This is a genomic window from Stutzerimonas sp., assembly GCF_982611455.1.
The window spans coordinates 1-14,043 of sequence record NZ_CEXBBO010000012.1 but is presented as its reverse complement, the minus strand read 5'-3'; the positions used below and the strand labels follow the sequence as shown (position 1 = coordinate 14,043).

The following is a 14,043-nucleotide window of genomic DNA, read 5'->3' as shown; positions in this document are numbered from 1 at the left end:
GTCACAGCAGCTCCATTTTCGGCAGCCAGACACGGATCAGCGAGAACAGGCGGTCCAGATCGATGGGCTTGGCCAAATAATCGTTGGCCCCGGCGCGCAGGCAACGATCCTGGTCATCCTTCATCGCCTTGGCGGTGACCGCGATGATCGGCAGCTTGGCGAAGCGCGAGTCCTTGCGAATTTCCTGCATCGCGGTGAAACCGTCCATCTCCGGCATCATGATGTCCATCAACACTAGGTCGATATCCTCGACGTTTTGCAACTGAGCGATAGCCTCGTGGCCATTGCGGGCGATTTCGATCAGCGCGCCCTTCTGTTCCAGCGCACTGGTCAGTGCAAAAACGTTACGCACATCGTCGTCGACCACCAGAATCTTGCGGCCCTCGAAGGCCTTTTCACGGCTGCGCACGCTTTTCAGCATCTTCTGCCGCTCCGGCGCCATATCCGATTCGACCTTGTGCAGGAACAGCGTGACCTCGTCGAGCAGCCGCTCCGGCGACCGCGCGCCCTTGATGATGATCGAGCGCGAATATTTCATCAGCGCCGCCTCTTCATCGCGGGTCAGGTTGCGCCCGGTGTAGACGATGACCGGCGGGAAGGAACAGATGTCCTCGCGAGCCATGCGTTCGAGCAGCTCGTGACCGTCCATGTCGGGCAGCTTGAGGTCGATGATCATGCAATCGAAGAGCGTGGAGCGCAGCAGCTCAAGGGCCTGCTCGCCGAATTCCACCGCGGTGATTTCGACGTCGATGTCTTCGATCAGCCGCGACACGCTTTCACGTTGTCGGGCATCGTCCTCGACCAGCAGGATGCGCTTGACCTTCTGGGCCAGCTTCGCTTCCAGCCGGCCGAAGACCTGCTTGAGATCGTCACGGGTGGTCGGTTTGACGGCGTAGCCGATGGCGCCCATCTGCAGGGCAGTTTCTTTGCGATCTTCGACCGATACGATATGCACCGGAATATGTCGAGTGATCGGGCTCTCCTTGAGCCGTTCGAGTACGGTCAGGCCGGAATGATCGGGCAGACGCATGTCCAGCAGAATGGCGTCGGGACGGTACTGCACGGCGGTATCGAAGCCGTGATCGGCGTTCTGTGCGATCAGGCAGCTGTACTTCAGCTCGTGCGCCAGATCGCGAAGGATGCAGGCGAATTGCGGCTCGTCCTCGATCACCAGCACCGAGCGCGCGCTGAACGGGAACGCATCGCGGTCGTCAGCCAGGGGTTGCACGGCTTGCTCGTCGGCCCGTCGCGGAGCAGCCAAAGCTGGCGCCTGGGACTCCGGTACTCCCGGTGTCGCCCGCTCGGCTGGTATCGGGGCGGGAAGCGACTCCGGCTGCTCAATCTCCTCCGGTTCGCTGTAATTTTCCGGCACGATCAGCGTGAACACGCTACCAGCGCCCGGCTGGCTGCTCACTTCGATGGTGCCGCCCAGCAACTGTGCCAGCTCGCGGGAGATCGACAGCCCGAGGCCTGTACCGCCATAACGCCGGTTGGTGGTGCCGTCGGCCTGGCGGAACGCCTCGAAGATCACCGCCTGCTGGTCCTCGGCAATGCCGATGCCCGAATCGCGCACGGCAAACGCGAGCCGCTGCTCGTCATGGCGCGTCACGCGTAGGACCACCGAGCCCTTCTCGGTAAATTTGAAGGCGTTCGACAAGAGGTTCTTGAGCACCTGCTCGAGACGCTGGCGATCGGTATACAGGCTCGAGGGCAGCCCCTCGTCCAGCTCAACGTTGAACTGCAGCGACTTTTCCAGCGACTGAGCCAGGAACAGGCTTTTCAGCCCATCGACCATTCGCGTCAGGACCAGCAGCTCGGGATGAACATCGAGCTTGCCGGCCTCGACTTTGGAGATATCCAAAATGTCATTGATCAGGTTGAGCAGGTCGTTGCCGGCCGAATAGATGGAACGCGCGAACTGCACCTGATCGTCGTGGAGATTGCCGTCGGGGTTGTCCGCCAGCAGCTTGGCGAGAATCAGCGAGCTGTTCAGCGGCGTACGCAGCTCGTGGGACATGTTGGCGAGGAATTCGGACTTGTAGCGGCTGGCACGTTGCAATTCGTCGGCGCGATCCTCGAGCATCAGTTGCACTTCGTGCAGACGATTGTTCTTTATGTCCATTTCGTCGCGCTGACGCGCCAGTTCCTGCGTGTGCTCGGCGAGTTGCTCGTTGGTCTGTTCCAGCTCGGCCTGCTGCTCTTCCATGTGCGCCTGCGACTCGCGCAGCGCACTGGATTGCTCTTCGAGCTCTTCGTTGGCGGCGCGCAACTCCTCCTGCTGCACCTGCAGCTCTTCGTTGAGCTGCTGAGTTTCGGCCAGTACACGCTGCAGACGTTGCCGGTAGCGCGCAGCCTCGATGGCCGAACCGACGCCCTCGCTGATGCGCCGCAGCAACTCGCTGTCTTCTTCGCGCAACGGTCGTAGGAAACCGATTTCCAGCACCGCGTTGAGCATGCCGCTGTCCTCCACCGGAGCGATCAGCACGGACGTGGCATCGGTGCTGCCCAGCGCGGAACTGACCTTCAGGTAACCGGGCGGCAGGCTGTCGAGCTTCATCGCCCTGCGTTCCAGAGCCGCCTGCCCGACTAATCCCTCACCGAGCTCCAGGGTATGGCCGCTGTGCAGCTTGTCCTTGTCCCAGCCGAATTCCGCGACCCGCTGCAACTTGCCGTCTTGGGTGACATAGAGCGCACCGACCGCGACCTCAAGGTAGCGAGAGAGGAAGCTGAGCACGTTCTGACCCAGCGTCGGCAGCGCCTGTTCGCCGATGATCGACTCGCTGAGCTGAGTTTGCCCGGTGCGGTACCACGCCTGTTTCTCCAGCGCCGCCGCATGGGCCTGTTGTTGCTCCAGCGACTCGGCATAGCTGTCGGACAGACTGAGCAGGTCGCGCCGACCGAAATACACCAGCAGCCCACTGAAAATCAGGCTGAACAGCAGGAAGCCGCCGATCAGGGCGGTCGTTATCAATTCCGACGTTCCTGTACGCTCGGCGCGCAGCTGCCGCTCGCTGGCGATGAAATCGCCGAGCAGCTTGCGTTGCTCGTCCTTCAGCTCCATGCCGCTCTTGCTGCGCACATACTCATCGATCGGCAGGTTCTGAACTCGGCGGGCAATGGCCGTTTCGGCGTAATCGACCCATTGCCGATGCAATCGCTCAGCACGCTCGACCCGGCTCAGCTGGACCGGGTCATCGCCGGCGTAGCTCTTGAGCAGCTCCAGCTGTTTTTCCAGCATCGGCAGTTCTCGCCGATAGGGCTCGAGAAAAATATCCTCGCCAGCGATGAGATAGCCGCGCAACGAGGCCTCCAGATCGCCCATTATTTTCAGCGTCTCGTGGGCATAGGAAACCCCAACGACCGAGCGCTCGACCCAATGGCTGACGTTCAGCAGAAAATAGACGATGGCACTGAAGAAAAACGCGCTAAGAAAGCCGAAACCGAGGGGAACTGCCACGTTGCGGTTGAGGATGCGTCTGAAGTTGTTCTGCTCGATGAAAGAGTCGCCCATCTGGTTTCCTTTCCGGGTGCTGCGCGATGACAGTTACCCACCGCAGCACACGGCGTGTGCTGCGATCCCGGCATATTTGAAGTATTTCGCGTGAATTGGATTCACACATGCAAGTCGACCGAGGACTTTACCACCGGCTCGCTTGCAAGCACAAAAAAGCCCGACCGAACGGCCGGGCGGGCGGGCGGGTTATCGCGTTCCGTCCACTCAGCGTCTGGCGATGATCCAGACCGCGTGGATGATGCCTGGGATGTAGCCCAGCAGCGTCAGCAGGATATTCAGCCAAAAGGCGCCACCGAAGCCGACTTGCAGGAATACTCCGAGCGGCGGCAAGAGTATTGCGATGATTATTCGGATCAGGTCCATCGTTGGTATTCCCCTCGGGTCTGGTTCTGGCTGGAAGCCTACTGTGAATCGACCCGATCACGCCGTGGGGGTTCCTTGGCTGCCGCTGACAATAAGCGCTGCGCCTTATTGCAATAAATGAGCGCAACAGACAAGAAGGAACGGCAACCGTTTGAGTCACCGGGGCGCCAGACGGGCCCATACGAGGTAGGCGACACGACTGGCAGCACGGTTGAGCCAGTTATTGCGTCGATACGAGTCGCCTTGTAAGCAGCGCGTATCGCCAAGCATTTCGCTTAGCCTGCTAACTATCGCACCAACGACAATCCGCTTCCATTCGCGGAAAGTCGAACAGCGCTGCGCTGTCCCTCTGTGTCTAGCGATCCACTGGCGGCTTCTCTGCCTGCTCGCCCCGCGTGCGGCGAATGTTGATCCACGACAGCACGGCCAACGCCAGCATCAAGCCGGCCATGTTGAGGTTGCCTACCAGGATGTAGCCCAGACCCGCAACTGAGCACGCCACCAGGCCGATCCAGCGAACGTACTTCATCATGCCGCGTACCGGCCCGCCCAAGCGTTCCTTATCGTGCTGCGACATCAACCCTGCCTCGCGCGCATGCGCTCGAGTTCTTTAGCGTCGTGGCTGCAGAACAGCGCGACCTCGTCCCTGTGTTCCAGCGAAAGTGTCCAGAGCCGATGCTGATTGGACAGACGCGCCGGACGATCCACCTCCATCATGCGCTGGTACAAACGCAGTCCCGGCGTACAGTGGCGCTCGGTCTGGCCCACTTCGTCGCGGTAGAAATAGGCATCACCGGCATGCAGCAACCAGCCGTTGCCGGTCTGCAGCGCGACGCCCGCATGGCCGTGGGTATGGCCGGTCAGCGGAATGATCAAAAACTCTGGCGGCAGACCGCGCAATGCCTTGACCGCCTGGAAACCGAACCAAGTATCGCCGCCCGGCTCGTAAAACTGCCAGTTACGCACCTCATCCCATTGCCGATGGCGATAGCGCCGATGACCGATGAAGCTATGGGTCGAGCGCGCCGCGTCCATCTCTCGCTGCAGCACGTGGACCTGGGCGTCGGGGAAATCCTCGAGGCCACCGGCGTGGTCGAAATCCAGATGAGTCAAGAGGATGTGCCGCACATCTGCAGGTTGGAAGCCAAGCTGCCGCACCTGCTCCAGCGCCGTGAAACGACGCTCGAACTTGATGTTGTTGAAGGCGATGAAGAACCGGCTGAGCCGCTTGCTTGGCTCCAGCACATCGCAGCTGCCGAATCCGGTATCGACCAGTACCAGCCCGTGCTGCTCGGTCTCGATCAACAGGCAGTGGCAGACCAGGCTGGCCGTCAGCCCATCGCTGAAGCCATCGAACAGCTTGCCCCCCACCGGACACATGCAGCCGCAATTGAGATGGTGAATACGCATGGAAGACTCCTCATGGAGCGGGCCGGCGCGGCAATCCCGCGCAGATATCGGCCTCGTGTGACGTGTGAGGCCCGATTGCACCGCAGAGTTCAGACGTCTGTCCCGCGGGCGATCCGACGTCATGACAGGAACCTCGCGCCAGCTGAACTATCCTCTCTGGTACTGCGGCCATTCACCGTCGCGCCATTCGTAAAGCCGGGAGGATCACGCCAATGCGCCGCCGCCCCATTGATCGCCTGGCCGGGCTGCTGACGCTCTCGCTGATAACCTGGCTGGGTTTCGCAGGCGCGGCGCTGGCTGCGGCTCCGGTGACCGTGCTGCGGGTCGACGGAGCGATCGGTCCGGCCAGCGCCGACTACATCATCGGCGGTATACAGCGAGCCGCCGAAACCAATGCGCAGCTGCTGGTATTGCAGCTCGACACACCTGGCGGGCTGGACAGTTCGATGCGCGCCATCATCAAGCAGATCCTGGCCAGTCCGGTGCCGATTGCCACCTACGTCACGCCCAGCGGATCGCGCGCCGCCAGCGCCGGGACCTACATGCTCTATGCCAGTCACATCGCCGCGATGACTCCGGGCACCAATCTCGGCGCCGCCACGCCGGTGCAGATCGGCGGTGCTCCCAGCGGACCGCCTGAAGAACAGCCAGACGTGCAAAAACCGGACGCCAAGGCCGACGGCGACGCCATGAGCCGCAAACAGGTCAACGATGCCGCCGCTTACATCCGCGGCCTGGCGCAGCTACGCGGACGCAACGCCGAATGGGCGGAGCTGGCGGTGCGCGACGCGGTCAGCCTGTCGGCCAGCGAAGCACTTGAGCTCAAGGTGGTCGATTACGTCGCGACCGATCTTCAGGATCTGCTTGGTCAGCTCAATGGCAAGAGCATCGAGACCAGCGCCGGCGCGCGCACGCTGCAGACCGCCAACGCCACGCTCGACCACCACGAGCCGGATTGGCGGGTGCGCCTGCTGGCGGTGATCACCAACCCCAGCGTGGCACTGATTCTGATGATGATCGGCATCTACGGGCTGATATTTGAATTTGCCAACCCCGGCACCGGGGGTGGCGGTGTGGTAGGCGGCATCTGTCTGCTTCTGGCGTTGTATTCGCTGCAGCTGTTGCCGGTCAATTACGCCGGAGTGGCGCTGATTCTGTTGGGTCTGGGCTTCATGATCGCCGAGGCGTTCATACCCAGTTTCGGCGTGCTCGGCCTGGGTGGCGTCGCCGCATTCGTCACCGGCTCGGTAATCCTGATCGACACCGAAGTGCCGGGCTACGGCATCCCCCTGGCCTTGATCGGCACGCTGGCGGTGGTCAGCGCGTTGCTGGTATTCGTCATCGTCAGCATGGCGCTCAAGGCTCGCCGGCAACGCGTGGTCAGCGGCGATGCAGAGCTGATCGGCAGCCTGGCGCCGGTGAGCCGTATTAAGACAGGCGACACGGCTTGCGGCTGGGTGCAACTGCAGGGCGAACACTGGCAGGTTCGTAGCACCGCCCCGTTGAGTGTGGGTCAACAGGTCCGCGTCGTGGCGAGACATGGGCTGCAACTGGACGTCACTGCGGCCGACGCGCCGCCAATCGAGAAGAGGTGAACCATGGGTTTCGGTTTTGAGATGAGCTTCATTGCGGTGCTGGTATTGCTGATCGCGCTGCTCGCATCGACCTTCCGCATCCTGCGCGAGTACGAGCGCGGGGTGGTGTTCCAGCTGGGACGTTTCTGGAGGGTCAAGGGGCCGGGGCTGATTCTGGTCATTCCCGGCATACAGCAGATGGTGCGGGTCGACCTGCGCACCCTGGTGCTGGACGTACCGACCCAGGACGTGATCTCGCGGGACAACGTCTCGGTCAAGGTCAACGCGGTGGTTTACTACCGCGTACTGGATGCCGAGAAGGCGATCATCCAGGTCGAGGATTACCATTCGGCGACCAGTCAGTTGGCCCAGACCACGCTGCGCGCCGTGCTCGGCAAGCATGATCTGGACGACATGCTGGCCGAGCGCGAACAGCTGAATAACGACATCCAGCAGGTGCTGGATGCGCAGACAGACGCTTGGGGCATCAAGGTGGCCAACGTCGAGATCAAGCATGTGGATCTCGATGAATCGATGATCCGTGCCATTGCCCGCCAGGCCGAAGCGGAACGCGAGCGGCGGGCCAAGGTCATTCATGCTGAGGGCGAGTTGCAGGCATCGGAGAAACTGATGCAGGCGGCCGAGATGCTTGGCCGCCAGTCCGGGGCGATGCAGCTGCGCTACATGCAGACCCTGAGCAACATCGCCGGCGACAAGAACTCGACCATTGTCTTCCCGCTGCCCATGGAGCTGTTGCAGGGCCTGGGCAATTTAACCAAGAAACCTGAGTGAGCCCCTTATGCGCATGCGCTCGGTTGTACCCGTTGCACATCTGCTGCCGGTCATTCTGCTGGCGCTGAGTCTGGCCAGCTGTGCGATTTTTACCCAGCGCGACCCGCTCAATGTGCAGGTCGCCGGTATTCAGCCGCTGCCTGGCGAAGGGTTGGAGCTGCGCATGGCCGTCAAGCTGCGCATACAGAACCCCAACGATATGGCGCTCGACTACAACGGCGTGGCACTCGATCTGGAAATCAACGGTCGACGCCTGGCCAGCGGTGTCAGCGACGAGCGCGGCAGCGTGCCACGCTTCGGCGAAACCGTGCTGACCGTTCCGGTGACCATCTCCGCGTTCTCCGCCGCGCGCCAAGCGCTGGGTCTGGCCGAAAACATCGGCACGGAGAAGGTGCCCTATGTCTTGCGCGGCAAGCTCGCCGGGGGCTTGTTCGGCACCCAGCGCTTCGTCGAAAAAGGCACGCTGGACCTGTCCGGCGCCATGGCTAACCCCTATCGACGGGAACCCTGAGGACTATTTGTCTGCAAACCTTCGCGCCGGGTCGGCCCTCCTACGGAAGCGAGAGCCTGAAACCTGCCGCCTTTTGTGGGAGGCGCGACCCGCGGCGAAGGCGGAAGCCGGTTAATAACGGCTGCTCGCCTAGCTTTTATCGTTCGTCGACTCGGCCCACTCCGGCCGGCACTGGCCCGCGCGGCAGCGATGGGCTTCGTGGGCCGGGTCTTCCTGCATCAGCTTGAGGGTCACCCCGTTGGTCCAGCCGAAGCCATCTTGCAGCGGATATTCCCCGCCAGTGGCGTGCTCGACACAGGGTCGCAACACATATTTTTCCACCAATTTGCTTTCCTGCTCGAACAGATGCGAGACGATGCTCAGCCAGCGCTCTTCGATCTGCAGCGCCAGCGCATCGTGACCGTAGCGCTGCAACCCGCGGATACCGATCCACTGCAGCGGTGCCCAGCCGTTCGGACGGTCCCATTGTTCGCCGGTGCCGCTGATCTCGGTCGTCGACAACCCGCCCGGGGCGAGCAAGCGTTCACGGACAACGTCGGCAACCTTCCTCGCCTGTTCATCGCTCGCCAGTTGCACGAACAATGGCGTCAGGGTCGCCGCGGTGAGGTTGTCGCGCGGTGATTGCAGGGTCCAGTCGTAATCGAAATAGGCGCCGTCCCGGTCGTCCCACAGGTACAGGTCGATCGCTGTCTGACGCGCTTCGGCACGCTGGCGGAATTCTTCGGCACACCCATGCCAGCCTTTCTGATCGCTGAGACGGGCAATTTGACGCTCGACCTTATAGAGGTAGCTGTTGAGATCAACTGGAATGATGTTGGTGGTGCGAATGCTCGACAGGCGTTGGGGGTCGCCTAGCCAGCGCGAGCTGAAATCCCAACCCGATTCGGCGCCCGCACGCAGGTCGCGATAGACCTCGTGCGCCGGCCGGCTCGATGAGCGCGCGGTTTCGACGTCTTCGAGGTAGGACTCCTCACGGGGCGTATCACGTTCGTCCCAGTAGCGGTTGAGCACGCTGCCATCGGGAAGGCAGACGCAACGCCGATGCGCCTCGCCGGGGCGCAACTTATCGCCACCCTCGGTCCAGAAGGCATATTCCTTGCGCAGTTGCGGCAGATAATCGCTCGCGCGATGCACACCGGTGTCCTCGAACAGATCGATCATCAGCGCGAAGACCGGCGGCTGCGAGCGGCTCAGGTAGTAGGAACGATTGCCGTTGGGTACATGGCCATAGGTATCGATCAGGTAAGCGAAGTTGTCGGCCATCGAACGCAGCAGATCGCACTGCCCGCTTTCGTCCAGACCGAGCATGGTGAAATACGAGTCCCAGTAGTACATCTCGGTGAAACGACCGCCGGGTACGACGTAGTCATGAGGCAAGGGCAACAGTGAAGAAAACTCCGGGTGATGCCTGGGATGGCGCGTCAGCACGGGCCAGAGCCGGTCGATATGTTCGCTCAGGCTATCGTCGGAGTTGGCCACGAACTCGGTTGGCGCCATTTCGTAGACCTGAAAATGCTCCAACACGAAGGCCTTCAGATCGAAACCGGGCTCGCTGCTGCGTGCTCGATAGCTATCGAGGATTCGTTCCGGATGCTGGCGTGGCGCACAGTCGACGAACGTTTTGCTGTCGGGGAATACGCGCTGCGTCTGTACCGCCACGAAGAGTTCCTGGTAGCGGTCCGCCGGGGTCAGGGTATCGGCAGAGGAGACCGCACGCGTGTCGTAATCGAAGGGTCTTGGATCGGTATCGGTCATTGCTCGCTGTAATTCCATAGCAGTCCGCCATCAATCACCAGTGTAGTACCGGTGATGTAGTCGGCCTCGTCAGAGGCGAGAAAGGCCACCGCACCCGCCACGTCGCGCGGCTGGCCGAGACGGCCAGCCGGAATGTTGCCCAGTAGGCCGGCAAGCTTTTCCGGCTGGTTCATCAGCGAGCGGTTGATTGGGGTCTCGATGGCACCCGGCGCGACGTTGTTGACGGTGATGCCCAGCGGCGCCAGTTCGATCGCCAGGTTGCGCATGAGCATTTTCAGCCCGCCCTTGCTGGCGCAGTAGCTGGTGAAGTTGGGAAACGGCAGCTCCTCGTGAACCGAGCTGTTATTGATGATGCGCCCGCCCCGCCCGCTGTCGCGCAGATACCGTGCGAACGCCTGAGCGATGAAGAACGGCCCGCGCAGATTGACGTTGAGCACCGAGTCGTAATCCGCTTCGCTGGCGTCGAGAAAGGCGCTGTGCCGTTGCACGCCGGCATTGTTGACCAGAATGTCGAGATGCCCATCTGCTCGATCGCTTGTTCGACCAACCGCTGGCAGTCGGCGACCACGCCGACATCGGCGGCGATGAAACAGGCTCGGCGGCCCAGAGCCCGAACCTGCGCGACGGTTTTGCGAGAATCATCGTCATCGTGCCGGCCGTTGATGACCAGATCGGCGCCCTCCTCGGCCAGGCGCACGGCAATGCCCCGGCCGATGCCCTGGGAGCTGCCCGTAACCAGCGCAACCTTGTTCTGTAATTTCATCGAATACCTCGTGAGATCGTGGCGTGGCGCCCGAAGCCCTCCAAATTGAGACGGGCTGCCACCCGCTGCGTTCAATACGCATGTTCCAGCAATGCCTGGCCACGACCGACGAGCAGTCGCAACGGCAGACAAAAGCCCTTACGCAAGCGCAAAATGACCGGCTCTCCGTTGCTCCGTTTCGGGACATTCATGGCCACTGCCGATCTGCGTAAAGGGTATCTACTGGGTCTGACGACCTTCTCCATCTGGGGCATGTTCCCGCTGTACTTCAAATCCATCGAGCAGTACGCGGCGCTGGAGATCGTCACCCAACGCGCCATTTGGTCGGCGCTGTTCGGCACGCTGGTGTTGATGCTTTGGCGCCATCCGGGCTGGTGGCAGGAGCTGCTCGCACACCCGCGCCGGATCGGCGTGCTGATGATTTCCAGCGTATTGATTGCGACCAACTGGCTGATCTACGTCTGGGCGGTGAACAACGGCCACATGCTCGAGGCGAGCCTGGGTTACTACATCAACCCGCTGGTCAATGTGCTGCTCGGGCTGATCGTGCTACGCGAACGGCTGCGCCCGCTGCAGTGGCTGGCGGTAGCCATGGCGGCGGTCGGTGTGCTGCTGCAGCTGATCACCCTTGGCGATTTCCCCTGGGTGTCGATCATCCTGGCGTTGAGCTTCGGCAGCTACGGCCTGTTGCGCAAGCAGGCGCCCGTCGCGGCCCTGCCTGGTCTGGTGGTCGAAACCTGGCTGTTATTGCCGATCGCCCTGGGCTGGCTGTTCTTCTTCGGCAGCGGGCCCAGTACCGAATGGTCGTTCTGGGCCCAGCCGCAGGCGCTTTGGCTGATGGCAGCCGGACCCGTGACGCTACTGCCGCTGCTGTGCTTCAACGCAGCGGCACGTCACTTGCCTTATTCGACTCTGGGCTTTTTGCAATACATCACGCCGACTCTGCTGCTGGTGTTGGCGGTGTGGGTGTTCAACGAGCCCTTCCCCGCTGACCGTCAGCTGGCATTCTTCTGCATCTGGGCGGGCCTGGCGGTATACAGCTACGACGCCTGGCGATTGATGCGCAAAACGGTCGCGAGCTGAGCAAGACCCTGCGGGCGGTCAGTTGGCCGGCTGCAGTTTCAGCTCCACCATCAGATCGTCGGCCAGGGTTTCCAAATGCTCCTGCAGCTCTTCCAGCGATAGCTCGGTCGGCACCGCCAGGCGCGCATCGGCATGGAATAGCAATTCATTGGTCATTGGCGCGGGCAGCACATCGGTGTCCAGGCTTTCCAGGTTGATGCCATGCCCCGCCAGCAGCCGGGTGATGTCGCGAACGATACCGGGGCGATCATTGCCCACCAACTGCAGTTGGATCATCCGCCAGCTGCGCTCGGGCTCCTCGCCGCTGTGGGCGAACAGTACGCGGATGCCCTCGCGCTCCAGTTGCTGCAGCGCATCGATCAGCCCGGCATGAGCATCGGCTGGCACCGCGACCCGCAAAATCCCGGCAAACTGACCAGCCATCCGCGACATGCGACTTTCCAGCCAATTGCCGCCATGCGCGGCGATGCACTTGGCCACACGTTCAACCAGCCCCGGCTGGTCTTCGGCAATGACGGTTAGGACGAGATGATCCATCGGTGGCTCCTCTTTTATGTATATGCGCGAGCGGCGACAACCGCACGCATCAATGAATGAGACGGCGCGCCTGCGGAGCCCGGCTTGATAGGTATAGAACAAAGTACCGGTTTCGCCGTCCTGACGCAGCCGAAGACGCCCTTAAATACCCCGCGCCGCGGAGCCGAAGGCTGGCCAAGCGGGACGGACTGATTTTCCGAACGGCTTCATGTAGTATCCCGCGACTCGGACTACAAGAAATGAATCTGTCCGTCGAATTAGAAGAACCAAGTGAGGCGAGTAATGACTGAGCGCGTTCAAGTCGGTGGCCTGCAGGTCGCCAAAGTCCTGTACGACTTTGTGAATAACGAAGCGATTCCTGGTACCGGTGTTGATGTCGATGCCTTCTGGGCCGGCGCTTCCAGCGTCATCCACGACCTGGCGCCAAAGAACCGCGCACTGCTGGCCAAACGTGACGACCTGCAGGCGCAGATCGATGGTTGGCACCAGGCCCGCGCCGGCCAAGCCCATGATCCGGTGGCCTACAAATCCTTCCTGCAAGAAATCGGTTACTTGCTGCCGGAAGCTGAAGACTTCCAGGCCACTACACAGAACGTCGACGAAGAAATCACTCGCATGGCCGGCCCGCAGTTGGTCGTGCCGATCATGAATGCGCGCTTCGCCCTGAACGCCGCCAACGCCCGCTGGGGCTCGCTGTACGACGCGCTCTACGGCACCGATGCCATCAGTGAAGAAAACGGCGCGCAGAAGGGGCCGGGCTACAACGAAGTCCGCGGCGCCAAAGTCATCGCATACGCCCGTGCCTTTCTCGATGAAGCCGCACCGCTGGAAAACGGCTCGCACGCCGACTCCACCGGCTACCGCATCGACGGCGGCAAGCTGGTCATCTCGCTGAACAACGGCCGCAGCACCAGCCTGAAGAATCCGGCCCAGCTGCTCGGCTTCCAGGGCGAAGCCAGCGCGCCGATCGCCGTGTTGCTCAAGCACAACGGTATCCACTTCGAAATCCAGATCGATCCGTCCAGCCCCATCGGCCAGACCGATGCCGCCGGCGTCAAGGACGTGCTGATGGAGTCGGCCCTGACCACCATCATGGACTGCGAAGACTCGATCGCCGCGGTCGATGCCGATGACAAGACCATCGTCTACCGCAACTGGCTCGGCCTGATGAAGGGCGATCTGGTCGAGGAAATGAACAAAGGCGGCAAGCGCATCACCCGCGCGATGAACCCGGATCGCGTCTACACCAAAGTAGATGGCGGCGAGCTGACCCTGCACGGCCGCTCCCTACTGTTCATCCGCAACGTCGGCCACCTGATGACCAACGACGCCATCCTCGACAAGGAAGGCAACGAGGTGCCGGAAGGCATCATGGACGCCCTGTTCACCAGCCTGGCCGCGATCCATAACCTCAAAGGCAATACCAGCCGCAAGAACACCCGCACCGGCTCGATGTACATCGTCAAGCCGAAGATGCACGGCCCGGAAGAAGTCGCCTTCGCCAACGAGCTGTTCGGTCGCGTCGAGGATGTCCTCGGCCTGCCGCGCAACACGCTCAAGGTCGGCATCATGGACGAAGAGCGCCGCACCACCGTCAACCTCAAGGCCTGCATCAAGGAAGCGCGCGAGCGCGTGGTGTTCATCAACACCGGCTTCCTCGACCGCACCGGTGACGAGATCCACACCTCCATGGAAGCCGGCCCGGTCGTTCGCAAAGCGGCGATGAAGGCTGAGAAGTGGA

At 61.9% G+C, this 14,043-nt stretch carries 11 protein-coding genes and 1 pseudogene; 5 read left to right on the top strand and 7 right to left on the bottom strand.

The genetic code is table 11. The features are described 5' to 3' along the window. Position 1: 1 nt before the first annotated feature. The 4 genes from AC2LD7_RS09465 to AC2LD7_RS09450 all read right to left on the bottom strand — a co-directional run bounded on the left by AC2LD7_RS09465 (position 2) and on the right by AC2LD7_RS09450 (position 5,287). Complete coding sequence (locus AC2LD7_RS09465; protein WP_484597501.1) at positions 2-3,511, bottom strand: response regulator; 3,510 nt, start codon at positions 3,509-3,511, stop codon at positions 2-4. 207 nt (positions 3,512-3,718) lie between these two features. Continuing rightward, entirely contained in the window at positions 3,719-3,877 is a 159-nt protein-coding gene (locus AC2LD7_RS09460; RefSeq protein ID WP_131649596.1) for a YqaE/Pmp3 family membrane protein, read from the bottom strand. A 355-nt stretch (positions 3,878-4,232) separates the two neighbouring features. Further along, complete coding sequence (locus AC2LD7_RS09455; protein WP_484597500.1) at positions 4,233-4,454, bottom strand: hypothetical protein; 222 nt, start codon at positions 4,452-4,454, stop codon at positions 4,233-4,235. Then, entirely contained in the window at positions 4,454-5,287 is an 834-nt protein-coding gene (locus AC2LD7_RS09450) for an MBL fold metallo-hydrolase (protein ID WP_484597499.1), read from the bottom strand. Before AC2LD7_RS09450 ends, AC2LD7_RS09455 begins: the two co-directional genes overlap by 1 nt. Before the next feature lie 212 nt (positions 5,288-5,499). On the opposite strand from AC2LD7_RS09450, the gene AC2LD7_RS09445 reads away from it, so the two are divergent. From AC2LD7_RS09445 to AC2LD7_RS09435, 3 genes are read left to right on the top strand one after another with little or no spacing between them, the layout of a single operon-like run. Continuing rightward, positions 5,500-6,882: an NfeD family protein gene (locus AC2LD7_RS09445; RefSeq protein ID WP_484597498.1), complete on the top strand. Its 1,383-nt coding sequence runs from the start codon at positions 5,500-5,502 to the stop codon at positions 6,880-6,882. Positions 6,883-6,885: 3 nt separating this feature from the next. Next, positions 6,886-7,653, top strand: coding sequence for a slipin family protein (locus tag AC2LD7_RS09440; protein ID WP_484597497.1), 768 nt, complete (start codon positions 6,886-6,888; stop codon positions 7,651-7,653). A 7-nt stretch (positions 7,654-7,660) separates the two neighbouring features. Then, positions 7,661-8,164 (top strand): LEA/WHy family protein, encoded by a 504-nt coding sequence (locus tag AC2LD7_RS09435; RefSeq protein ID WP_484597496.1) that lies wholly within the window; start codon positions 7,661-7,663, stop codon positions 8,162-8,164. A 129-nt stretch (positions 8,165-8,293) separates the two neighbouring features. Here AC2LD7_RS09435 and treF read toward each other — a convergent pair whose 3' ends face one another. Further along, positions 8,294-9,919, bottom strand: coding sequence for an alpha,alpha-trehalase TreF (gene treF / locus AC2LD7_RS09430; protein WP_484597582.1), 1,626 nt, complete (start codon positions 9,917-9,919; stop codon positions 8,294-8,296). After that, positions 9,916-10,682 (bottom strand): annotated as a pseudogene (locus tag AC2LD7_RS09425) (SDR family NAD(P)-dependent oxidoreductase). Before AC2LD7_RS09425 ends, treF begins: the two are co-directional and overlap by 4 nt. 189 nt (positions 10,683-10,871) lie before the next feature. Here AC2LD7_RS09425 and rarD point away from each other — a divergent pair. Next, entirely contained in the window at positions 10,872-11,765 is an 894-nt protein-coding gene (gene rarD, locus AC2LD7_RS09420) for an EamA family transporter RarD (protein ID WP_484597495.1), read from the top strand. An 18-nt stretch (positions 11,766-11,783) separates the two neighbouring features. Here rarD and AC2LD7_RS09415 read toward each other — a convergent pair whose 3' ends face one another. Beyond that, positions 11,784-12,302, bottom strand: coding sequence for a glycine cleavage system transcriptional repressor (locus AC2LD7_RS09415; protein WP_484597494.1), 519 nt, complete (start codon positions 12,300-12,302; stop codon positions 11,784-11,786). Positions 12,303-12,584: 282 nt separating this feature from the next. Here AC2LD7_RS09415 and AC2LD7_RS09410 point away from each other — a divergent pair. Next, a partial coding sequence (locus AC2LD7_RS09410; protein ID WP_484597493.1) for a malate synthase G occupies positions 12,585-14,043 on the top strand: 1,459 nt, incomplete at its 3' end.